This is a genomic window from Christensenella timonensis (genome assembly GCF_900087015.1).
Lineage (GTDB): Bacteria > Bacillota > Clostridia > Christensenellales > Christensenellaceae > Christensenella > Christensenella timonensis.
Genome location: NZ_FLKP01000002.1, coordinates 1,301,231 through 1,322,999 on the forward strand (window position 1 = coordinate 1,301,231; position 21,769 = coordinate 1,322,999).

A 21,769-nucleotide genomic window follows, 5' to 3' on the forward strand; every position below is an offset into this window, starting at 1 on the left:
CCGTTAAGGAGGGTATACGTGCGGTCTTTTTTATTTGGAACCGTGGAACCGGATACTGCTTTAGGGGCGATATCCGGTTTTTTGTTATGTTATGGACAACCGGCTGCACGAATGCGTGTTATGCGGACGCGCGCAGCCGATTTCACGCGGGAGGAAGAAAGCGGGTATGCAGGCATTTTTGGAGAAGGGCGAACAAACCGCCCGGCGTCTGGGAACGGATACCAGGCAGGGCTTAACGAGCTGCCAGGCGGAGGAAAACGCAAAGAAATATGGACGGAATGAGTTTGCGCGGGAAAAGCCGGACTCGCTGCTAAAGCGTTTAAAGGACGCGGCGACGGAGCCGATGATCATTATGCTGATCGCAGCTGGGCTGATCGCGCTGGCCGTCAATATCGCACGCGGTATAAGCGGAGGGGAAGCGGATTTCCTGGAGTGTGTGGGAATATTCGTCGCGATATCCCTCTCCGTTGTGATCACTGTCATCATGGAGGGGAAAAGCGCAAAGGCGTTTGAAGCCTTGAGCGAGATCAACCAGGACGTCCTCGTGAAGGCAGTACGCGACGGACAGGTACAGCTGATCCCGCAAAAAGACATCGTCGTGGGGGACATCATCCACCTGGAAACGGGCGATAAGCTGCCGGCCGACGGGCGGCTGCTTGTAAGCAAAGGATTATCGGCGGACGAAGCGTCCCTTACGGGGGAGAGCGTACCCGCCGAAAAGGATGCAGACGCGGCCTTTACAGATAAAAAAACGCCTGTTGCGGAACGCTCGAATATGCTTTATTCCGGCTGCTTTATTACGGGAGGAAGCGGTGTGATGGTCGTGACCGCGGTGGGCGACCAAACAGAATTTGGCAAGATCGCGCAGGAATTATCGGACACACAAAAGGCAAGCACGCCCCTGCAGGAAAAGCTGGCAAAACTCGGTAAGACGATCACCATACTGGGCGCTGCCGCCGCGGCCGTGGTATTCGCGATACAGGTCATTATTTTCCTGACCAACGGCACCGCTTCGCTCGATACGGTGTCTAGTGCGTTTATCACAAGCATCGTGCTGATCGTCGCGGCAGTGCCGGAAGGCCTGCCGACCATTGTAGCGGTGTCGCTTGCCCTGAATATCATCAAGATGGCAAAGCAGAACGCACTGGTCAAAAAGATGGTGGCCTGTGAAACGGTTGGGTGTGTAAGCATTATTTGTTCGGATAAGACGGGTACGCTTACACAAAACCGGATGACGGTATTGGCGGTGGGAACCAAAGAGGGGGTCGTGAGGCCGGAGGAACTTACCGATGGGGCGATCCTGCGCAATTTTTGTATCAACGGCACGGCGGACTTAAGCTGTTCCGCTTCGGCGGATTTTATTGGGAATCCAACGGAATGCGCGCTTCTGGTCGCGGCGCAAAAGGCGGGGCAGGATTACAGGCAAATGCGTGCCGCCAAGGAGATTGCATGCGTGTTCCCATTCAGCTCGGAGACCAAAAACATGACCACGATCGTTTTGGAAGAGGGGCGGCATATCGCATATACAAAGGGCAGCCCCGAAAAAGTGCTGGCCATGTGTGCTTTGGATGAAGCGCGCAGGAGGCAGGCCGAAGCGGATATGCTTTCTTACCAGGAAAAAAGCTGCCGTGTGATCGCTTTTGCACATAAGGGACTTGCGGATATGAAAGACTATGAAAGCGGCAGGCAGGAAATCGAAAGCGGTATGGTGTACGACGGGTTCGCAGCGATCGCCGACCCTCTGCGGGAGGATGTGTTTGCCGCGGTAGGGCGCTGCCGCAGCGCGGGGATCGACCTGAAAATATTGACGGGGGATAACCTTGTGACGGCAACCGCCATTGCCGGGGAGCTTGACCTTTTAGGGGACGGGCATATTGCCGTGGAAGCCAATATGTTGGAAGGCTTGAGCGACGAACAGCTGCTTAAGGCGCTTCCCAAAATACGCGTGATTGCGCGCAGTACGCCAGGGCTGAAAATGCGCGTGGTGAATGCGCTCAAAGCGAATGGGGATGTGGTTGCGGTCACGGGCGACGGTATTAACGACGCGCCTGCCCTGAAAAACGCGGACGTGGGGATTGCGATGGGCATATCGGGCACAGAGGTTTCCAAGGAGGCGAGCGATATTGTGCTGCTGGATGATTCGTTTTCCACGATCGTCAAGGCGGTGCAGTGGGGACGGGGAATATACGAGAATTTCCAGAGGTTTATCCAGTTCCAGCTAACGGTCAACCTGTCGTCGGTGGTCGTCGTGCTGTGCTCGATCCTGATGGGCTTTGTTTCCCCGTTCTCCGCGCTGCAGCTTTTGTGGATCAATATCATCATGGACGGGCCGCCGGCCCTGACGCTGGGCCTGGAGCCTATCCGCGAGGACCTGATGAAGCGCACGCCGATCGCGCGCGATAAAAGTATTGTGACCAAGGGAATGCTCGGACGAATCGCCTTTAACGGAATTTTTATTTCAGCCGTATTCATGGCGCAGCATACGTGGAACTTTTTGGGCGCGGCGCCGCAGCAGACGGCGACAGTCCTGTTCACCCTATTTGTGGTATTCCAGCTTTTCAATGCTTTTAACAGCCGCGAGCTTTCGGATGTGAGCATGTTCAAAAATATCGGCAATAACAAACTGATGCTGCTCGTGTTCCTGGTAACGTTTGCGCTGCAGGTAGTGATCACCCAGTTTGGCGGCGCGTTTTTCGGTACGGTGCCGCTGCAGCTTGAGATGTGGATGAGGATCATTCTTTGCGCGCTTTCCGTCATTGCGGCATCCGAGCTGTTTAAGCTTGCAAAGCGCGCTTTGCTAAAAGCGAAACGCATTGCCTAGAAGGTGGGAATGACGTATAATAGGGATGTAAAAGGATTTTGCATAAGAGAGGACGAGGACATGAAAAAGATTACACTGGTACTGGACGGCTCGGCAGACAGGCCGAATGCCGCGCTCGGTCATAAAACACCGCTGGAATATGCCAGCACGCCCAATTTGGACGCGCTGTATAAAAAGTCTTTGAGCGGGACGTGCCTGACGATCCCGCAGGGGTTGGAGGTCGGCAGCGCGGTAGCGAATTTAAGCCTTTTAGGTTTTGATCCATATACCTATCGTGGGCGCTCGATCATCGAAGCGGCAGGGTTGGGCCTGCCGATGAATGATAATGATTTATATATCCGTTGCAATTTGGTGGCGTTCGAGGGGGATTCTTTTGAGACGAGCCGTATCAAAAGCTACAGCGCGTACGACATCGCAACGGATGTCGCGGAGCCTGTGATGAAGGAGCTTGCGGCGGCGGTGTTTGACGACGATTATAAGCTTGTATACTGCGGCTCGTTCCGCAATACGCTGATCGTGAAAAACGGAAAAGACCTGTACCCGTTGAACCTGGAGCCTGCGCATGACATTATCGGGCAGGATATCGCGCCGTTTATCAAAACGGGCGGCAAACAGGCAAAGTTTTTCGAGTTGATGAAAGCGTCGTACGATTTTATGCAGGATAAAGGAATCGCTGCCAACGGGCTGTGGTTTTGGGGAGATTCCATCATGCCGGAAATCAAAGGCGATACAAGGGGGCGCGTCGCGCTCAGCGAAACGCTGCTCATGGACGGTATCACGACCATAGCGAATTTGCCGAATATCGGAACGAAGCGCGAGGGGCGCAGTTTTGATGATTTTCTCGCGGAGAAGCTGGAAAAAGCGCTGAAAGCGGTCAGGGAATACGACGATATTTATGTGCACATCCAGGAAACGGACGATCTTTCGCACGAGCTTGAGCCGGTGGAAAAAATGCAGGCGATCGAATCCATCGACCGTGTGTTTTTAAAGGATTTTCTTGCCGGGATCGGGGGCGATTATACGCTTTCCGTCGCTTCCGACCATTTTACGTTTTCGGATACGGGCGCGCACGGCGGGGAGAGCGTTCCCTTCCTGTTTTACGATTCCACAAACGAGCGGGAGCAGGATGGGCGTTTTACGGAGCAGGACTGCCGCGATAAAAATTACCGGATTACGGCGGCAGAATTAAAAGCGATGCAAAAGTAACAGTTTCGCTTGACATCCTAAAAAGCGTCTGTTATAATACGGAATCATAAATAAGAAAACCAACGATTCGGAGGAGTAACCGGGAAAACCGCTTTTGAGAGAGCGATGGATGGTGTGATCATCGCAGCACAGGATTTTCGGCGAATGGACTGATGAGGGCAGGGAGAAAGGCCATGGGCCAAGTAATACCTGACGGAATCCCACCGTTATGAGGGACAGCAGTTGATAGACTGTGATGAGTGGGCGCTCATGCGTCAATTTAGGTGGCACCGCAGAAGTGTTATAAGCTTTTGTCCTAGGAAAACTGGGATAAAAGCTTTTTTTATCCCTGGAAACAGAAAGCCGCGTCCGCCGCATACATTGTGGGCGGACGGCTCAATACAAATTTGAAGGGAGAACAAGACAATGGTAAAAGTTCCGCACAGACTCTATTTAACAGAAGACGAGATGCCCAAACAGTGGTATAACCTGCGCGCAGATATGAAAGAGCTGCCGGATCCGATGATCAATCCGGGAACCATGCAGCCGGCAACGGAAGAAGACCTCTATCCGGTGTTCTGCACAAAGCTCGCGCACCAGGAAATGGATAACGAAACGCGGTATGTGGATATTCCCGAAGAAGTACTGGAGATGTACAAGATCTACCGTCCGTCCCCGCTGATCCGTGCGTATAACCTGGAAAAGGAACTGGATACGCCCGCCAAGATCTATTACAAATTCGAGGGCAACAATACGTCGGGCAGCCACAAGCTGAACTCGGCGATCGCCCAGGCGTATTACGCAAAGGAGCAGGGCCTTAAGGGGCTGACGACAGAAACGGGCGCAGGCCAATGGGGTACGGCGCTGGCGGAAGCGTGCTCATACTTCGGGCTGCCGCTGACGGTATTCATGGTAAAGGTATCCTACCAGCAAAAGCCGTTCCGCAAGGCGGTCATGCAAACGTTCGACGCGGACGTGATCGCCAGCCCGAGCGCCACGACGCAGGTCGGCAGGAAGATCCTTGCTGAAAACCCGGAAACGGGCGGAAGCCTCGGATGCGCGATTTCCGAAGCGGTGGAAAAAGCAGTGGGATCGGAAGGTTACCGTTATGTGCTCGGTTCGGTGCTGAACCAGGTACTGCTGCACCAGTCGATCATCGGGCTGGAATCCAAGATCGCGATGGAAAAGCTGGATGAATATCCGGACGTCGTCATCGGCTGCGCGGGCGGCGGCTCCAACCTCGGCGGCCTGATCGCACCGTTTATGCAGGACAAGCTGCAGGGCAGGGCAAACCCGCGGATCACAGCGGTCGAGCCTGCCTCCTGCCCGTCCTTGACGCGCGGGAAGTACGCGTACGATTTTTGCGATACGGGCAAGATCACGCCCATGGCCAGGATGTATACACTGGGCAGCGGCTTCATGCCTTCGGCAAACCACGCGGGCGGGCTGCGCTACCACGGGATGTCGCCCATCCTATCCAAGCTCTACCATGACGGGTATATGGACGCGGTTGCCGTGGAACAGAGTAAGGTATTTGAAGCGGCGGTATTGTTTGCCAAAAAAGAAACGATCCTGCCCGCGCCGGAATCCGCCCATGCGATCCGCGAGGCGATCGACGAAGCGCTGAGGTGCAAGGAATCGGGCGAAGCAAAAACGATCCTTTTCGGGCTCACGGGTACAGGCTACTTTGATATGACGGCATATGAAGCGTTCCATGACGGGAAGATGAGCGATTATATCCCCACGGACGAAGAGCTTGCGAAAGGGTTTGACAGCCTGCCGCAGATGCCGTAAGCAAAGGAACACGAAACGCCGGGTGTTTACAAACAGGGGCAGTATGGTTATAATAAATAAAGTCGGACAAAGGCCGATATAGAATAGAGGGGAAACGGTTCCCCTACGAGAACGGGCAGACGCCCATAGATTAGGAATGGAGAGAATAGAGATGGATTACAGAACCTATTTGAAAAATTACCCGGATGAAAATGGAAAATTTGGCGAATATGGCGGGGCGATTTTGCCGCCGGAGCTTGTGCCCGCGTTTGAGGAAATAACAGAGGCATATGAAACGATATGCAATTCCGCGCAGTTTATAAGCGAGCTTAGGCGTATCCGCCGTGAGTTCCAGGGACGTCCTACGCCGGTGTACCATTGCGAACGCCTGTCGAGGATGCTGGGCAGGGTGCAGATATACTTGAAGCGCGAGGACTTAAACCATACGGGCGCGCACAAGCTGAATCATTGCATGGGCGAGGGCCTGCTTGCCAAATATATGGGCAAGAAAAAGCTGATCGCGGAAACGGGCGCGGGGCAGCACGGCGTTGCCCTCGCTACGGCGGCGGCTTTCTTCGGCCTTGAATGTGAAATCCATATGGGAGAGGTCGATATCGCTAAACAGGCGCCCAACGTGACGCGCATGAAGATATTGGGCGCGAAGGTCGTGCCGGTATCGCGCGGGGCGGCGACCTTGAAGGAAGCGGTGGATTCGGCCTTTGAAGCATATGCGCGGGATTATAAGGACGCGATCTATTGCATCGGCAGTGCGGTCGGGCCGCACCCGTTCCCTATGATGGTACGCGATTTCCAGATGGTCGTCGGACAGGAAGCGCGCGAGCAGTTCCTGGAAATGACGGGCAACCTGCCGGACGCGATCTGCGCGTGCGTGGGCGGCGGCAGTAATTCGCTGGGGTTGTTCACACCTTTCCTCGATGATCCGGTGGAAATCTATGGCGTGGAACCGATGGGACGGGGCAAAGAAGTGGGCGAGCACGCAGCGACCATCACGTATGGCAAAAAAGGGACGCTGCATGGTTTTGAAAGCTACCTTTTGCAGGACGAAGCGGGCGAGGCGGCGCCGGTCTATTCCGTGGCCAGCGGTCTCGATTACCCGTCGGTAGGGCCGGAGCACGCATTTTTACATGACCTTGGGCGCGTGCATTATGTAACGGCGACAGACGACGAAACGATGGAGGCGTTCTTCAAGCTTTCGCGCTATGAAGGGATCATTCCCGCGATCGAAAGCGCACACGCCATTGCCTACGCAATGAAGTACGCGAAGGAAAACAAGAAGGGCTCGATTCTCGTGAATTGCAGCGGCAGGGGCGATAAGGACATCGACTATGTCGTCGAAAAATATGGGTACGGCGAACAATATAAATAAGGAAGAAACGAAAAGGCCGCGCGAAGGATGTGCGGCCTTTTTTGTTATACATTGCAAAGAAAGGGGTTTTGACGTAAAATAGTTGCAGGTAAGAATTACACGAGGTGGGATGCATGAAGAAAATTTTGAGCTTTTTTACCAGCCGGCTGTTCATCGTATTTGCCCTGATCGGCATCCAGGCGCTTATTATCATCAGTATCTTCTATTATTTTGACGATGAATCGCAGACGCTGCAAACCATCTTTTTTGTATTGAGCCTGTTCATGGCGCTTTATATCGTGAACAAGCGCCAGAACGCATCGTATAAGCTGGCGTGGATTATCCCTGTGCTGGTACTGCCGCTGTTGGGCATTTTACTGTATATCTTTTTCAGCCAGCGCAAACTCTCGAAAAAAATGCGCCTCAAGGCAAAGGGCATCTATGAAAAGACAAATTGCCTGTTGCAGCAGGATACTGGCGTCATGCAGCGGTTGGAAGAGGAAAACCGGGGCGCGCTGAGGCAGGCTGATTATATCCGCCGCTGTAACATGTTTCCGGTGTGGGAGAAAACGCAGACACAATATTTTCCGAGCGGGGAAGCGTTTTTTGAGCAGTTGAAGGCAGAGCTTGAAAAAGCAGAACGCTATATTTTTATGGAATATTTCATTGTGCAGAAGGGCGTGATGTGGGACAGCATCCTCGATATCCTGAAGCGCAAAGCGGAAGCGGGGGTCGACGTGCGGTTTATGTACGACGACATGGGGTGCGCGCGCACGCTGCCGTTCCAGTATTATAAAAAGCTGCGGGAGATGGGGATCAAGTGTGTGGTATTCAACACCTTAAAGCCCGAGCTTTCCTCCATTTTCAATAACCGCGACCATAGGAAAATCACGGTAATCGACGGCCATACGGCCTTTTGCGGGGGTGCAAACCTCGCGGACGAATATATCAATGAAATCGAAAAATTCGGACACTGGAAAGACGCGTCCGTGATGCTGAAAGGGCAGGCGGCTTGGTCGTTTGCCATGATGTTTTTGCAGTCATGGGATTTTATGGTCGGCGGCGACAACGATTGCAGCGCGTTTTTGCCGGAGCAAAAGTATGCGCAGGCGTTCCGGACGGATGGCTTCGTACAGCCGTACTGCAACGACCCGATGGACGACGAATATATCAGTGAAAATGTTTATCTCAATATGATCACGCGGGCGGAGAAATACCTGTATATCAATACGCCGTACCTGATTTTAGACAATGAGCTGATGGCGGCGCTCACCAATGCTGCAAAGAGCGGCGTTGACGTCCGCATCACGACGCCGCACATCCCGGATAAAAAGATGGTGTTTTTGTTGACGCGCGCCTATTATGAACAGCTTTTGGAGGCGGGGGTGCGTATTTACGAATATACGCCCGGTTTTATCCATTCCAAAACCTTTGTATGCGACGACAAGCTTTCGATCGTGGGGACGATCAACCTCGACTACCGGAGCCTGTTTTTACACTACGAGTGCGGCGTATGGATGTACGGGGCACAGGCTGTGATGCAGGTGAAGCAAGATTATCTGGATACGATGCCCCTGTGCGAGGAAGTCGATTATGAACAGGTGCGCAGGCGGAAATGGTATATCCGGCTGATGCAGGCGGTGCTGCGCGTGTTTGCGCCGCTTATGTAGCAAGGAAAAGCAAAGGCGCTTCTTTTTCAAGAAGCGCCTTTTAGAAAATAAAAACGTGGAGAGAAAAGAAAAAGCTATTTGGCCGTTTCGCTTTGGCTTGCAAAACTGTCCTGGATCAACTGGACAGGAAGCGGCGCGGAGCCAAATCCAAAGGCAAGGATCGTTATTCCAAGCGCGATCACAGCCCCTAATGCAATAAATTGACGAACCATTTTAGCTACCATCGTTTACACTTCCTTTCCCAAGTATTTGCTACTGATTGTTACTTTTAATGTAGACCTGGCCCGGACGGTATAAACATTAAAACATAAAAAAAATTGGGGATTTTATATTGCTATCGTAAAAAATGTGTAGTAGAATAAGTAAAGCATAAAGAACCTTTAAATTGGTACAGAGAGGCTGATAAGGTTTGGGCATATTGTCACGCGTTGATCCCGTCTTTCTGTCAAGTGCAGGAAGACGTTTTTTTGTGCAGAATGGAAAGGAACAGGGGAAAAACATGAAACATTTACTGGATCCAATGGACATTACGACAGAAGAGATCGACGAGCTGCTCGACCTGGCGGACGAGATCATCAAGAATCCGGAAAAGTACAGGGAAGTGTGCCGGTATAAGAAGCTGGCTACACTTTTTTTTGAGCCTTCTACAAGGACGCGCTTAAGCTTTGAGGCGGCGATGCATGAATTGGGCGGGGACGTGATCGGTTTTGCGGGCGCGGATAACAGCTCGGCTTCAAAGGGGGAAAGCGTAGCGGACACCGTACGTACGGTGGAATGTTATGCGGACATCATCGCGATGCGCCACCCAAAGGAAGGGGCCGCGATGGTGGCTTCACAAAACGTCGATATCCCGATTATCAATGCGGGTGACGGCGGCCACCAACACCCTACACAGACCCTGACCGACCTGCTGACGATCCGCTCTTTGAAGGGGCGGCTTAATAACCTGACGATCGGCCTGTGCGGGGATTTGAAGTTTGGACGCACGGTACATTCGCTGATCCGTGCGCTGTCGCGCTATAAGAATATCAAATTTGTGCTCATCTCGCCGATGGAACTGAAGGTGCCGCGCTATGTAAAGGAAGACGTGCTGAAAAACAATGAGAACGTCACCTATGTACAGTATGAGCGCCTGGAAGAGATTATATCAGAACTCGATATCCTTTATATGACGCGTGTACAGCGTGAACGCTTCTTTAACGAAGAAGACTATATTCGTTTGCGCGACAGCTACATCCTCGATACGGACAAGATGAAAAAGGCAAAGGACGACATGATCGTCATGCACCCGCTGCCAAGGGTCAACGAAATCTCGGTGGAGGTGGACAAGGATCCGCGCGCCGCGTATTTCAAGCAAGCGAAGTTTGGCAAGTATGTCCGTATGGCTCTGATCATGACGATGTTGGGGGTAAATGCGTAATGTTAAGTATCGATAGTGTGGAAAGAGGCGTGGTCATAGATCATATCGAGGCCGGAAAAGCCATGAGCATCTATAACTATTTGGGATTGGATAAGCTCGACTGTGCCGTGGCGATCATCAAGAACGTCAAGAGCAACCGTATGGGCAAGAAGGATATCATCAAGATCGAGAACGAGATCGAGACCGACCTTGAGATGCTCGGCTTCATCGACCCGAATATCACGGTCAACATCATCGATGGCGGGAAGATCATCAAAAAGATGAATTTAACGCTGCCCGAGCGCGTCGTCAATATCGTAAAATGCAAGAACCCGCGCTGTATTACGGCGGTCGAACAGGAATTGCCACACGTTTTTAAGCTGACGGACAAGGAGCGCGGCGTATACCGCTGCGCATACTGCGAGCAGCAGGCGGAGAGATAAAAAAGATATTGCATAAATATTCATTTTGATGTATAATTATACTATTGAAATGGAAATGAGGGTTTTGTTATGAAGCATTTACTGAAAATGAGCGATCTTTCAAAGGACGAGATCATCTCGATCCTGGACCTTGCGGATCAGCTTAAGGACGAAAATAAAAAAGGGATCAAGCATCCTATCCTTGCGGGAAAAACACTGGGCATGATCTTCCAGAAATCGTCAACGCGCACGCGCGTATCTTTTGAGGTGGGGATGTACCAGCTCGGCGGATATCCGTTGTTCCTGTCGTCAAACGATTTGCAGATCGGCAGGGGCGAGCCGGTGGAGGATACGGCACGTGTTTTGTCGCGGTATTTGGATGGAATCATGATCCGTACCTATGCGCAAAAAGAGGTGGAAGACCTGGCGGAATACGGCAGCATCCCGATCATCAACGGGCTGACGGACTATGCGCACCCGTGCCAGGTGCTGGCAGACCTGATGACGATCCGCGAATACAAAAAGAGTTTTGACGGCCTTAAGATGGCGTACATCGGCGATGGGAACAATATGGCGAATTCTCTGATCGTGGGCGGGCTTACGGTCGGGATGGAGGTTGCCTGCGCGATCCCCAAGGATTATCGGCCCGATCCGCAGGTGCTGGAGTTTGCGCAGGGAAATCCGAAGTTTTCTATCTCGGACGATATTTATGCCGCGGCTAAGGATGCGGACGTATTGTTTACGGACGTATGGGCATCTATGGGCCACGAGGCGCAGGTGGAAGCGCGGAAAAAGGCCTTTGCGGGAATACAGATCAACGGCGATGTCATGGCGGCCGCGCGGCCGGACGCGATGGTGCAACACTGCCTGCCCGCGCACAGGGAAGAGGAAATCACCACGGATGTATTCGAGGCGCACGCACGGGAGATTTTCGATGAAGCGGAAAACCGTATGCATGCGCAGAAAGCCGTTATGGTCAAGCTGATGGGCAACTAATCAAAAACACCGTTAAAAAGGCGGAAAAAATCCGCCTTTTTGTTTGCATTTTTCTGTGCGCGGATCTATGCTTCCGCCGATCACATGGTATCGCCAAGGTTATTTGTCCCGGCATCGTGGATCACGATTTTTTGCGCGGAGGACTGCGGCGGGATAGAAAAGGTTGCGATCCCGTTTGTGGTCACTGTTACCTCGTCGCCGACCTGGAGCTCCTCAGACGTAAGGCCGCTCACTTCCCGCTGTTCAGAAATGATCTTTGTATCGCTGGAAACGACCGCGCGCAGATCGTCTAAAGGACCGCCATTCTCCTCTTTTTGGACATAAACGAGATAGTATTCGCCGTCAGGAGTGATTTCTGTGATCTTGCCTTCGTATTCTGTCTTTACATCGGCAGGCCCGGAAGCGCCCGCGGCAGGGGAACCCTCGGCTTCGCGCTCGGTAACGACGACCTTGACGGGCGTTGCCTGCGGCGGTTCGGAAGCCGTAACAGGCGTGTTCGGGGCGAGGTATATTTCCACTTCGTCGCCAACGCTTAGGGAACCGTCGGTATAAGCGGACGCATTGCCGTTGTCGATGACGGGCGTTTCGCCTGTCAGGTGCGCGACCAACAGCTTATAGGTCGCGTTTGAATCCGTATCGTCGCCATCTACGGTGATGCTTGTTGTGTCGCCGGATGTTTCGATATGGGTGACCTCTCCTTTGGCCGCCAAAATGAGGTCGTTGCCCGAGGGCTGCATACCCGTGGCCGGCGCAGGGGCACAGGATGCAAGTAAGAATATGGAACAGATGGCTGCCGCCAGCGTCCCTACAACATTTTTTTTCATAAGAATCGTTTCCTCCACATAAATTACTGTACGATATTAATACACATTTTGCCTGTCTGCAAAACGCGGCCAAGAGCAAAAAGAGCGCTGACAGTATCCCGGGCTTTATGGTATAATACAGGGGAAAAGGACGGCAGACGTTATGGATGGCAAGAAAAAATATCTGGAACTGGATCCTGCGGTCAGGCAGGCGGTCTACGACGACCTTAAAAGGAAGCAGGACGAATTGTGCCCGTATGCAACGCGGGACCAGTATTGCCTGCGGCGTGCAAAGGAAAACTTCCGCGTACAGCGGCCCAATTTTGCCAAAGATTGCGAGCGCATCCTTTACTGCCGCTATTTTAACCGTTATGCGGACAAGACGCAGGTGTTCTCCCTTTATAAAAACGATGATATCACGCGCCGCATTTTGCATGTGCAGCTCGTTTCGCGCATTGCGCGCAATATTGGACGGATGCTCAATTTGAACCTTGACCTGATCGAGGCGATCTCGCTCGGGCACGACCTTGGGCATACGCCGTTCGGGCATGCGGGAGAGCGCTTTTTATCGGCGATCTACAAAGAAAATACGGGCCGGTATTTTAACCATAACGTGCACAGCGCACGGATTTTGGACAAGGTACTTTCGCTGAACTTAAGTTTACAGGTCTTAAACGGGATACTGTGCCACAATGGGGAAAAGGTGAGCGGGGAATATCGTCCGAACCCGTATACATCCAAGGACGCAGAAGGAATGTTTTTGGAGTTTGACCGCCAGATGGAGGAATGTTATACGGATGAAGCGGCGACGGGCTCGCTCGTGCCGGCGACGCTGGAAGGCTGTGTGGTACGGCTGTCGGACGTGATCGCATACCTTGGAAAAGACAGGCAGGACGCGCAGATCCTTAAGATCGGCGTACATGAACCGTTTTCTGAAAACAATGTATTGGGCTCCACCAATTCGGATTTTATCAATAACATCATCACCAATGTAGTATCCAATAGTTATGGGAAGCCATATATCAAGCTGGATGAGGAATATGCGGATGCGCTTGCATATGAAAAACAGGTGAATTTCAAGCGGATCTATGAGCTGCAGGACAAAAACGAGCCTTATCCGACGATCCGCAAGATGTTTGAGCAGGTGTACGAAAAGCTACTGGAGGATTTTGTAGACAACAATGAGCGTTCGCCGATCTACCGCCACCATATCAACCATGTTTTCAGCGGTTTTTCGCGGGCGGCGGCGCTGAAGGAACAATATTTGAAAGAAGAACCGAACCAGGTGGTCGTGGATTATATCGCAAGTATGACGGACGATTATTTTATGGATCTGTATGAATACCTGTTTCCGGGACAGCAGCACCTGAGTTATCAATCTTATTTTTCTTCCAGAAATGAGAAATAGCGTTTACCTTATTGGCGCGGCGTTTATGAATAACATAAGGTGTGCCGTTGGGTTTATGGACATCCTATTATTTTATATTATGAGAGGTGGTATATTATGAAAGAAAAAGCGAATTTCTACAGATGCGAGCTGTGTGGTAATATTGTCGGACTCATCAAGGACGGTGGCGGCCAGCTGGTTTGCTGTGGGAAACCGATGGTGAAGCTCGTTCCTAACACTGTGGATGCGGCACAGGAAAAGCACGTTCCCGTTTATGAGAGGGATGGCAATCAATTAAAGGTACAGATCGGAAGCGTAGAGCATCCGATGACGGAAGAACATTATATTGAATGGATCGCGGTGGAAACACCTAAGCTGATGCAGCGGCACGTACTGGAGCCGGGCGAAGCGCCGAGGGCGGAATTCACTGTGGACAGCGACGACATCGAAGTATTTGCTTACTGCAACCTGCATGGTTTGTGGAAAGGCTGAGCAATTTCAAGCGAACAAAAAACCGGCGTCTTTGGAAGAAGGTGCCGGTTTTTTGTTTCGGTATAGACATTCAGAGGTACACATAAAACCTCTTACTTATTTATATGCGGCCAGCATACAAAATATTCCTGCATTTTGCATATTTATTTTTTACGGTCTGTTATGAAACGGGGAAGCCGAATATACCGGACTCCGAATCCTGGAACAGCGGGATGTGCGGCGGCATAGCGGTGAACGCCAGCTCCATGACCAGGATGGCGGCAAACAATATGATGATCAGGATAAAGAGGCTGCCGAAATCGCGGCCGGAACGATAGAGCCGGTAGGAAATATAAAATACGAGGATCGTCAGTACAAAGGTAAAGACAATATCCACGTCCAGCGACTCTATGCCGAACATGCCGGAATAGGTGTAAAAGAACGTGATCATCAAAAGCAGGATCAGCGACATAGAGATCGTTTTTGCGGCAAAGAAACGGCTGAAATCAGGCTTTACAATAAAATATTCGGCAATGGTATAAAATAGAAATGGAAAATAAACGATTTTGGTATGTTCCCAGACGCTTTCGTTGACGGCGGCAAAAATCCCTACGAAGTGGTTGTTGCCCGACCATGCGAACAGAAAATGAAAGACAGGGGCAAGGATGCATACGACGATGGCTCCGATGATCTCATACCGCAAAAGATAGCGGTCGCGGTCACGCGACAGGTAATTCATGGATGAGCCCTCCTTTTTTGTGATAATTCATTAATACACATTTTGACTGATGATTATTCAGGATTGTCGTAGCATTGGAAAAAGATTTAAGATATAATAAGTTTATGGAAAAATCAGTATGGCATAAGGGAGAGAGCAATGGGAAAACTGGCTGAAAAGTGTAGGGATGGCGTTTTATTGTACGATGGCTCCAAGGGCGTGATGCTCCAGCAAAGGGGACTTTCGGGCGGGCAGAGCGCGGAGGAATGGAACCTACTTGAACCGGATAAGGTGCGCGACGTATATATGAGCTATATCGACGCGGGATCGGATGTGATCCAGACAAATACATTTTGCGGCAACGGGCCGCAGCTTTCGTCGCACGGCCTGGAAGAAAAGCTGTATGAGATCAACTATGAAGGCGCGAAACTGGCGCTTTCGTGCGCTAAGGGCAGGGAAGTAATGGTGGCCGCGTCGCTTGGGCCGACCGGTTTGTTTTTCGAGCCGGCTGGGGAGATGAAATTTGAGACTGCGGTAGAGTATTTCAAACAACAGCTGCTGCCTTTGAAGGAGGCGGGAATCGGTATCGTCAACTTTGAAACGTTCACAGATTTAAGCGAAATGCGGGCGGGCGTTGTGGCGGCACAGGAACTCGGCGGATTTGAGATTGTTGCAAACATGACATATGAAAACGGCTATACGATGTCGGGAAATACGCCGGACGTATGCGCTGCCGTCTTGAGCGCGTTGGGAGCGACGCTGGTCGGGGCGAATTGCTCCGGCGGCCCTGAAAGCCTGCTGGGGCCTGTAAAGGCAATGGGAGAGATCGCGCCGATGCTGTGCGTAAAGCCAAATGCCGGATTGCCGGAAATGGAAGACGGCGTTGCGGTCTTTCGGCAAAAGCCGCAGGATTTTGCACAGATGGCGCAGGGGTTTATCGATTGCGGCGTGCGGCTTTTAGGCGGCTGCTGCGGCAGTAGTGAAAAGCATATCGCGGCCTTGAGAAAAGCGATCGACGAGGCAAGCATACCCACTGTGCGGGAGGAAAAGCCGCAGAGGCTGGCATCCGCCTATATGAGCTTGGTGTGGAACAAAGATACACGTATCGCTGAAATGGACATATGCACGGATGCGGTGGTATCGGGAATCCGGGGAGGGGATTATTACTGCCTGATGGACGCTATTCCCGCAGATGAAGCGGAAGCGGACGTTGTGGCGTTAGATTTTCGCAGTATGGATTTTGATTTCGATATGTGGAGTTTTGTATCCACGCTTTCCATGTTCGTCAAAAAGCCGGTGATCGTCAAGGCGGAAAACGAGGAACTTATAACCGCATTTTTGCGCTGTTATGCGGGACGCGCGGGCGTTGCGGATCAGCAGGCGGCAGGCTATGGAGCGCTGCTGGTATAAATTCAAGCGATAAAAGAAAAGAGGCTGCCGCACCAGAGGTGGAAATATAAAGATGCGGCAGTCTTTTTTATATACCTGGAATTATTTTTATAAAATGACTGAAACGTTTTAAAATTAGCGAAAAAGTGATATAATATAAGATTATAATTTAATGAAAAAGGGGTGTAGTAGATATGAAACGACTTGAAGGGAAAACGGCGCTCATCACAGGCGGTAATTCCGGAGTGGGGGAAGCCACGGCAATTTTGTTTGCGCGGGAGGGAGCTAACGTAATCATTACGGCGCGCCGCGAAAAACAATTGAAGGTAGTGGCTGCAAAAATCCAGGCGGAAGGCGGCTTAGCGCTGGCAATATGCGGGGATGTCTCCAGGCCGGAGGACAGCGTGATGCTGGTAGCCAAGGCGGTGGAAACATTTGGGAGACTGGATATCCTGGTGAATAATGCGGGAGTCAGAGACAAGTGCCTCATGCCTGTGGACAAAGTGGCCGATAGCGAGATCGACCGCGTCGTAGATATCAATACCAAAGGGACTATATATTGTATTCGCGCAGCGCTCAAAGAGATGTTAAAGAACAAGAAAGGTTCCATTATTAATGTGGCGAGCAGCGCTGCCATCAACGGTGGGGGCGGATCCGCCTATGTGACATCCAAGGCAGCTGTTCTGGGGATCACCAAACATACAGCGATGCGATGCGCAAAGAGCGGCGTGCGCTGCAACGCGCTTTGCCCCAGCTCGATTAAGACCCCCATGGCTTCAACGGCCGGAGAGGTTATGGATTCGGATATGATGGGAGCTATAGAGGCTCACTCGGATCTGACTCTTCCTATCTGCAGCGCGGAAGATGTCGCAAACAGCATTCTTTTCCTTGCCAGTGACGAGGCGGCCCCAATAACGGGCCAGTGCATCGCCCTGGATTACGGCTCCAATTTGTAATTTTGTTTTGACAAGCAAAAAAACTGGGACTGCCGCACAAGGGTTTAAACGACCGAGCGTGCGGCACTCCCTTTTATGAACGCTGCTCAGTCGCCAAAGCACAGGCCCATGTTTTTGGCGATGCGCACCATATCGTCGGCCGGAGCAACAAGCTTTGTCTTGCCGGCAACGTCCTTTAACGGGTTCTGGGTCAGCTTACTCTTTTGCAACGCGACCGTGCAGCCGAATTTTTTCCGGTAAATGAGCTCCGCCGCCTGTACGCCGAACTGCGTTGCAAGGATGCGGTCGTAAGCGCTTGGGCTTCCGCCGCGCTGGATATGGCCGGGGACAACGACGCGCGTTTCCGCACCGGTGGCGGATTCGATGGCATGGGCAAGACGGTCGGAAACGCTGCGGTAGCCTTCCCCTGCAAGCTTTTTGGTGATCTCTTTGCGCTTCATACCTGCTTCGTCGTTGCGCAGGGCGCCCTCGGCAAGCGCGATGATGGAGAAGGCTTTTCCACGCTCGGCACGTTTGGTGACGGCCTCGATGACTGCGCCGCGATCGTAGGGCATTTCAGGAATGAGGACTACGTCCGCACCGCCTGCGATCCCTGCGTACAGGGTGAGCCAGCCAGCCTTGTTGCCCATGACTTCCACGATCATGACACGCCCATGGCTGGCGGCGGTCGTATGGATGCGGTCGATCACGTCCGTTGCGATATCCACGGCCGTGTGGAAACCAAAGGTCACATCCGTCCCCCAGATGTCGTTATCGATGGTCTTGGGCAGGCCAATGATATTGAGTCCCTCTTCTGAGAGCAGGTTTGCCGTTTTATGCGTCCCGTTCCCGCCGAGGGTGCATAGGCAGTCCAGCTTCATGGATTCGTAATTCCTGACCATGCTTGCGACCTTGTCGACATTATCGTCGCCGATCTTGCGCATGTCTTTAAAAGGCGTACGCACTGTACCGAGGATCGTACCGCCCAGCGTCAATATGCCGGAAAATTCATCCTGCTTCATCAGGCGGTACTGCCCATTGATAAGGCCGGAAAAACCATCCATCACACCGATGATCTCCACATTTTCCATACGTTCGTAAGCGGCTTTTGCCACACCGCGTATTGCCGCGTTAAGGCCCGGGCAATCGCCGCCGCTTGTCAAGATGCCGATTCTCTTTGTCATCTCCTGATCCCCCCAATATTGTTCTTCCATTCGATGGCTGCGTCAAACACGGTGTGCCCGTTGCGTTTGCCGCATACCAATGTGGTGTTTTCAAGCTGCTTGCAATAGATATCGACGACATCGTCCATATAGGTTTCCGCGATATAATTGATACGCAAATCTGCCATCTGGTCATTTTTCAGGGTGTCCGGTGAAAAGAGCTCGCAGATCCAATCCGCATATTTGGCGTTGTTCATATGCCCGTTCATGTCCGTATCGCTGTACATGACGATGCGGCGTGCAAGATGCTCCATGTTGTCCGGCATTTTGATCTTGGTAGGTTCGGCAAGGGCCGTCCCGTGCGCGAGGTCGTAGGGATAGTTTTCGCCGATCTCGCCCGTGCGGCACAGATACCGCTCACGGATATTGAAAAGCACCCAAAGGGAAGTGGCGCGTCCCAGTTCTTCTCCCGCCTCGCTTAGAAACATCGTATGGCGGATAAAAAACAGCTTGGTCGGCTTGCCCGGCCAGGTCACGACTTTGATGTTTTCCGTTAAGGCGGGGTATTTGGTCATCTTGAGGTGCAGGCGCGTGAGCATCCACGCGAGTCCTTTCTCGTCCACGAGGTCAGCGCGTCCCGCACCTACGGCGATCGCATGATCCTCGGCGATCTCCTGCATACGCGTCAGGACGGCGGACGGCCGCCATACGCCCTTTAAATCCACATCGAGTGCGCGTATCGTATAATCCTGTTCCAGTTTTGTAATCATATGCCAGCCCTCCGAACATTCCAGTCAATCTTTCCTGCTAATAGTATCTTAACACTTCAAAAAAGAAAAGAAAACAAAAGGCGGATAAAAATCCGCCTTTTCTGTGATGCCAGATTGCTATTTTTCCTGTGCGAGCACCATATCGAGCGTGGGGATGGAGCCAGCCGCCCCCTTTTTGGAGACCGTGATGGAGGAGGCGCGCGCCGCCAGCCTGAGCGTATCTTCTATGGCAAGCCCGCTTGAAATCCCGTAGACAAAGTATCCGAGGAAGGTATCGCCCGCGGCGGTCGTATCCACTGCCTTGACAGGGAAGATGCCTTGCGTATACGTTTGGTTGCCGTCGTAATAGCGCGAGCCTTCCGAACCCAGGGTCATCAGGATGTTGGCATACGGATATTTTTGCGCGATCGCAGGGATAATGTCGTCAATGACATCCGTTCCCGCGATTTGGGCGCCTTCGATCTCGTTGACGATAAAATACTTCACTTTTTCCAAAGGAAGGCCATTGATCGAGGCATCGATGGGGGAAGGGTTCAAAACGATGTGCATGCCTTTTTCATACGCCTGGTCGATCAGGTAACCGATGTCGTTTAATTCGTTCTGTAAAAGAAGAAAGTCGCCCGCTTCAAAGTGCGCAAGCGTTTCGTCCATCTGCCCTTTGGGGATCTGGCGGTTGGTACCGCCGAATACGATGATGCAGTTTTGGCCGTTGGGGTCGACCTGGATGACAGTATGGCCGGAGGGAGCATCGTCCCGCTTTACCACATAATCGCTGTTCACACCTGCTTCCCGAAGGGCCTTAAGCAGGATATCGCCATCGCTGCCCACGCTGCCCGCATGGTATACGTCCCCGCCGGCTTTTTTGGTGGCGATGGACTGGTTGAGCCCTTTGCCGCCGGCAAAGATACCGCGTGCAAAGGAAGTGATGGTTTCCCCGGGCGTGACAAAATGGGGAACATCGTATACATAATCCACATTCAGTGATCCGAAATTCAACACCTTCATAGCGCTTACCTCACACACTTAATAATTTATTGAGAAATGCTTTGATCCGATCCTCTTTAGGATTGAGCAAGAGCTCTTCCGGCGTACCCCGGTCGAGCACCCGTCCGTCATCCATAAAGACCACGCTGCTTGCGACCTCTTTGGCAAAGCCCATCTCATGCGTGACGATGAGCATAGTCATGTGCTCGGCCGCCAGTTCTTTGATGACCTGCAATACCTCGCCCGTAAGCTCGGGGTCGAGCGCGGAGGTCGGTTCGTCGAAGCAAAGGATGTCGGGATCCATGGCGAGCGCCCGCGCGATCGCAACGCGCTGGCTTTGTCCTCCCGAAAGCTCGCAGGGATAAGCCTCGGCGCGGTCCATCAGGCCAACCTTCCCCAGCAATTCAAAGGCCTCGGTTTCGGCCTGTTCCTTTGGTTTCTTATCGACGCTCATGGGGGCGAGCGTTAAATTTTGCAGTACGTTTAAGTGCGGGAAGAGGTTGAAATTTTGAAAAACCATACCAAGGTGCAGCCGCGCTTTGGTCAGTTCCTCTTCGGGCAGGTAAACGGTAGAACCGTTTTTTTCTTCGGCGATGGTGATCCCATCCAATATGATCGTGCCTTTTTCCGCGCGCTCCAGGCAGTTGATACAGCGCAAAAGCGTACTTTTGCCCGAACCGGACGGCCCGATGATAGCTGTCGTTTCGCCTTTTTCAAGGGAAAGGCCGATATTTTTCAGAACTTCGGCCTTGCCGAAGCTTTTATACAGATTTTTAACTTCCAATATGCTCATTTGCGCTGCTCCTATATCCTGTAATAATCCATACGCTTCTCAATTTTTTGCAATATGGCGGAAACGATCGCATTGATGATCAGGTAGAAGACCATCGCCACAACCAAAGGCATGATGGACACTTCGCGTGTGGATGCCGAGTAGGCGATTTGCAACAGGTCGCCCAAGGCGATGATGCTGACAAGTGCGGTGTCCTTTACGAGGGTGATCACTTCATTGCCGAGGGAGGGCATGACGATTTTAAAAACCTGCGGAACGACGATCTTGCGCATGGTCACGCCTTTGGAAAGCCCAAGTACCGAAGCGGCCTCATATTGCCCGCGGTTAAGCGACTGGACGCCGCCGCGGAAAATTTCGCTGAAATAGGCGGTGTAGTTGAGGGCAAAGGAGATGAGGGCGGATTCAAAACGTCCCAGCCGAAAGACGCTGGCAGGTACGTTCAGAGCGGTCAGCAGCAAATTGATGCCGAAAAACAAAAAGGCGACCTGCAGGATAAGAGGCGTACCGCGCATGATGATCAAATAAACATTGTAGATCCCACGGCCAAATTTATTTTTGGCATACAGGCTGACCTGCGACCCGAGAAAACCGAGTGGGATAGCGATCACGAGCGTCAGGGCAAACAGGGCGAGCGTAATACCGAGGCCTTGTGCAAGCTCGACAGACAAACTCAATACTTTTTCCATAGGTAATGACTCCTGATTATTGAATAATAACAAAAAAC

At 52.1% G+C, this 21,769-nt stretch carries 20 protein-coding genes and 1 other annotated feature; of the genes, 12 read left to right on the forward strand and 8 right to left on the reverse strand.

What is annotated here, in order from left to right; translation table 11 throughout:
• Window positions 1-166: 166 nt before the first annotated feature.
• The 5 genes from BN6471_RS07585 to cls all read left to right on the forward strand — a co-directional run bounded on the left by BN6471_RS07585 (window position 167) and on the right by cls (window position 8,815).
• Entirely contained in the window at window positions 167-2,821 is a 2,655-nt protein-coding gene (locus BN6471_RS07585; protein ID WP_066649930.1) for a calcium-translocating P-type ATPase, PMCA-type, read from the forward strand.
• Window positions 2,822-2,881: 60 nt separating this feature from the next.
• Window positions 2,882-4,027 carry an alkaline phosphatase family protein gene (locus tag BN6471_RS07590; protein WP_066647309.1) on the forward strand — a complete coding sequence of 382 codons (1,146 nt, stop codon included), beginning with the start codon at window positions 2,882-2,884 and terminating at the stop codon, window positions 4,025-4,027.
• Between the two features lie 53 nt (window positions 4,028-4,080).
• Window positions 4,081-4,328: a binding site (T-box leader), on the forward strand.
• Window positions 4,329-4,432: 104 nt separating this feature from the next.
• Window positions 4,433-5,800, forward strand: a complete 1,368-nt coding sequence (locus BN6471_RS07595; RefSeq protein WP_066647312.1) for a TrpB-like pyridoxal phosphate-dependent enzyme — start codon at window positions 4,433-4,435, stop codon at window positions 5,798-5,800.
• A 151-nt stretch (window positions 5,801-5,951) separates the two neighbouring features.
• Entirely contained in the window at window positions 5,952-7,166 is a 1,215-nt protein-coding gene (trpB, locus tag BN6471_RS07600) for a tryptophan synthase subunit beta (protein ID WP_066647314.1), read from the forward strand.
• A 113-nt stretch (window positions 7,167-7,279) separates the two neighbouring features.
• Complete coding sequence (gene cls, locus BN6471_RS07605; RefSeq protein ID WP_066647320.1) at window positions 7,280-8,815, forward strand: cardiolipin synthase; 1,536 nt, start codon at window positions 7,280-7,282, stop codon at window positions 8,813-8,815.
• 74 nt (window positions 8,816-8,889) lie between these two features.
• On the opposite strand, the gene BN6471_RS12895 is transcribed toward cls, so the two are convergent.
• Window positions 8,890-9,039, reverse strand: a complete 150-nt coding sequence (locus BN6471_RS12895; protein WP_156511792.1) for a hypothetical protein — start codon at window positions 9,037-9,039, stop codon at window positions 8,890-8,892.
• Window positions 9,040-9,314: 275 nt separating this feature from the next.
• Here BN6471_RS12895 and pyrB point away from each other — a divergent pair, with 275 nt between their 5' ends.
• The 3 genes from pyrB (at window position 9,315) to argF (ending at window position 11,632) form a co-directional block, all read left to right on the forward strand.
• Complete coding sequence (gene pyrB / locus BN6471_RS07610; RefSeq protein WP_066649932.1) at window positions 9,315-10,235, forward strand: aspartate carbamoyltransferase; 921 nt, start codon at window positions 9,315-9,317, stop codon at window positions 10,233-10,235.
• On the forward strand, window positions 10,235-10,657 hold the full coding sequence (locus BN6471_RS07615; RefSeq protein ID WP_066647323.1) for an aspartate carbamoyltransferase regulatory subunit: 423 nt from the start codon (window positions 10,235-10,237) through the stop codon (window positions 10,655-10,657). Before pyrB ends, BN6471_RS07615 begins: the two co-directional genes overlap by 1 nt.
• Window positions 10,658-10,726: 69 nt before the next feature.
• Window positions 10,727-11,632, forward strand: a complete 906-nt coding sequence (argF, locus tag BN6471_RS07620; protein ID WP_066647325.1) for an ornithine carbamoyltransferase — start codon at window positions 10,727-10,729, stop codon at window positions 11,630-11,632.
• Window positions 11,633-11,712: 80 nt separating this feature from the next.
• On the opposite strand, the gene BN6471_RS07625 is transcribed toward argF, so the two are convergent.
• Window positions 11,713-12,456 (reverse strand): hypothetical protein, encoded by a 744-nt coding sequence (locus BN6471_RS07625; protein WP_066647327.1) that lies wholly within the window; start codon window positions 12,454-12,456, stop codon window positions 11,713-11,715.
• A gap of 142 nt (window positions 12,457-12,598) precedes the next feature.
• Here BN6471_RS07625 and BN6471_RS07630 point away from each other — a divergent pair, with 142 nt between their 5' ends.
• Window positions 12,599-13,843, forward strand: a complete 1,245-nt coding sequence (locus BN6471_RS07630; RefSeq protein WP_066647329.1) for a deoxyguanosinetriphosphate triphosphohydrolase family protein — start codon at window positions 12,599-12,601, stop codon at window positions 13,841-13,843.
• Window positions 13,844-13,939: 96 nt separating this feature from the next.
• Entirely contained in the window at window positions 13,940-14,314 is a 375-nt protein-coding gene (locus BN6471_RS07635) for a desulfoferrodoxin (protein WP_066647332.1), read from the forward strand.
• Between the two features lie 160 nt (window positions 14,315-14,474).
• On the opposite strand, the gene BN6471_RS07640 is transcribed toward BN6471_RS07635, so the two are convergent.
• Window positions 14,475-15,032 carry a DUF6512 family protein gene (locus tag BN6471_RS07640; protein WP_066647334.1) on the reverse strand — a complete coding sequence of 186 codons (558 nt, stop codon included), beginning with the start codon at window positions 15,030-15,032 and terminating at the stop codon, window positions 14,475-14,477.
• Between the two features lie 138 nt (window positions 15,033-15,170).
• Here BN6471_RS07640 and BN6471_RS07645 point away from each other — a divergent pair, with 138 nt between their 5' ends.
• The gene (locus BN6471_RS07645; RefSeq protein ID WP_066647336.1) at window positions 15,171-16,421 is read left to right on the forward strand and encodes a homocysteine S-methyltransferase family protein; all 1,251 of its coding nucleotides are present in this window, start codon (window positions 15,171-15,173) and stop codon (window positions 16,419-16,421) included.
• A gap of 173 nt (window positions 16,422-16,594) precedes the next feature.
• On the forward strand, window positions 16,595-17,356 hold the full coding sequence (locus BN6471_RS07650; RefSeq protein ID WP_066647344.1) for an SDR family NAD(P)-dependent oxidoreductase: 762 nt from the start codon (window positions 16,595-16,597) through the stop codon (window positions 17,354-17,356).
• Window positions 17,357-17,442: 86 nt separating this feature from the next.
• Here the strand turns inward: BN6471_RS07650 and BN6471_RS07655 are convergent, their stop codons facing one another.
• From BN6471_RS07655 to BN6471_RS07675, 5 genes are all read right to left on the reverse strand, one after another.
• Window positions 17,443-18,519: a 6-phosphofructokinase gene (locus tag BN6471_RS07655; RefSeq protein ID WP_066647346.1), complete on the reverse strand. Its 1,077-nt coding sequence runs from the start codon at window positions 18,517-18,519 to the stop codon at window positions 17,443-17,445.
• The gene (locus BN6471_RS07660; RefSeq protein WP_066647348.1) at window positions 18,516-19,268 is read right to left on the reverse strand and encodes an acyl-[acyl-carrier-protein] thioesterase; all 753 of its coding nucleotides are present in this window, start codon (window positions 19,266-19,268) and stop codon (window positions 18,516-18,518) included. Before BN6471_RS07660 ends, BN6471_RS07655 begins: the two co-directional genes overlap by 4 nt.
• A 117-nt stretch (window positions 19,269-19,385) precedes the next feature.
• Entirely contained in the window at window positions 19,386-20,273 is an 888-nt protein-coding gene (locus tag BN6471_RS07665) for a ribokinase (RefSeq protein WP_066647351.1), read from the reverse strand.
• A 10-nt stretch (window positions 20,274-20,283) separates the two neighbouring features.
• On the reverse strand, window positions 20,284-21,045 hold the full coding sequence (locus BN6471_RS07670) for an amino acid ABC transporter ATP-binding protein (protein WP_066647354.1): 762 nt from the start codon (window positions 21,043-21,045) through the stop codon (window positions 20,284-20,286).
• A gap of 11 nt (window positions 21,046-21,056) precedes the next feature.
• Window positions 21,057-21,731, reverse strand: coding sequence for an amino acid ABC transporter permease (locus tag BN6471_RS07675; RefSeq protein ID WP_066647356.1), 675 nt, complete (start codon window positions 21,729-21,731; stop codon window positions 21,057-21,059).
• Window positions 21,732-21,769 lie beyond the last annotated feature (38 nt).

Coding starts and splice junctions, on each gene's coding strand:
- BN6471_RS07585 (WP_066649930.1), top strand. CDS start 167: ATGCAGGCATTTTTGGAGAAGGGCGAACAAACCGCCCGGCGTCTGGGA.
- BN6471_RS07590 (WP_066647309.1), top strand. CDS start 2,882: ATGAAAAAGATTACACTGGTACTGGACGGCTCGGCAGACAGGCCGAAT.
- BN6471_RS07595 (WP_066647312.1), top strand. CDS start 4,433: ATGGTAAAAGTTCCGCACAGACTCTATTTAACAGAAGACGAGATGCCC.
- trpB (WP_066647314.1), top strand. CDS start 5,952: ATGGATTACAGAACCTATTTGAAAAATTACCCGGATGAAAATGGAAAA.
- cls (WP_066647320.1), top strand. CDS start 7,280: ATGAAGAAAATTTTGAGCTTTTTTACCAGCCGGCTGTTCATCGTATTT.
- BN6471_RS12895 (WP_156511792.1), bottom strand. CDS start 9,039: ATGGTAGCTAAAATGGTTCGTCAATTTATTGCATTAGGGGCTGTGATC.
- pyrB (WP_066649932.1), top strand. CDS start 9,315: ATGAAACATTTACTGGATCCAATGGACATTACGACAGAAGAGATCGAC.
- BN6471_RS07615 (WP_066647323.1), top strand. CDS start 10,235: ATGTTAAGTATCGATAGTGTGGAAAGAGGCGTGGTCATAGATCATATC.
- argF (WP_066647325.1), top strand. CDS start 10,727: ATGAAGCATTTACTGAAAATGAGCGATCTTTCAAAGGACGAGATCATC.
- BN6471_RS07625 (WP_066647327.1), bottom strand. CDS start 12,456: ATGAAAAAAAATGTTGTAGGGACGCTGGCGGCAGCCATCTGTTCCATA.
- BN6471_RS07630 (WP_066647329.1), top strand. CDS start 12,599: ATGGATGGCAAGAAAAAATATCTGGAACTGGATCCTGCGGTCAGGCAG.
- BN6471_RS07635 (WP_066647332.1), top strand. CDS start 13,940: ATGAAAGAAAAAGCGAATTTCTACAGATGCGAGCTGTGTGGTAATATT.
- BN6471_RS07640 (WP_066647334.1), bottom strand. CDS start 15,032: ATGAATTACCTGTCGCGTGACCGCGACCGCTATCTTTTGCGGTATGAG.
- BN6471_RS07645 (WP_066647336.1), top strand. CDS start 15,171: ATGGGAAAACTGGCTGAAAAGTGTAGGGATGGCGTTTTATTGTACGAT.
- BN6471_RS07650 (WP_066647344.1), top strand. CDS start 16,595: ATGAAACGACTTGAAGGGAAAACGGCGCTCATCACAGGCGGTAATTCC.
- BN6471_RS07655 (WP_066647346.1), bottom strand. CDS start 18,519: ATGACAAAGAGAATCGGCATCTTGACAAGCGGCGGCGATTGCCCGGGC.
- BN6471_RS07660 (WP_066647348.1), bottom strand. CDS start 19,268: ATGATTACAAAACTGGAACAGGATTATACGATACGCGCACTCGATGTG.
- BN6471_RS07665 (WP_066647351.1), bottom strand. CDS start 20,273: ATGAAGGTGTTGAATTTCGGATCACTGAATGTGGATTATGTATACGAT.
- BN6471_RS07670 (WP_066647354.1), bottom strand. CDS start 21,045: ATGAGCATATTGGAAGTTAAAAATCTGTATAAAAGCTTCGGCAAGGCC.
- BN6471_RS07675 (WP_066647356.1), bottom strand. CDS start 21,731: ATGGAAAAAGTATTGAGTTTGTCTGTCGAGCTTGCACAAGGCCTCGGT.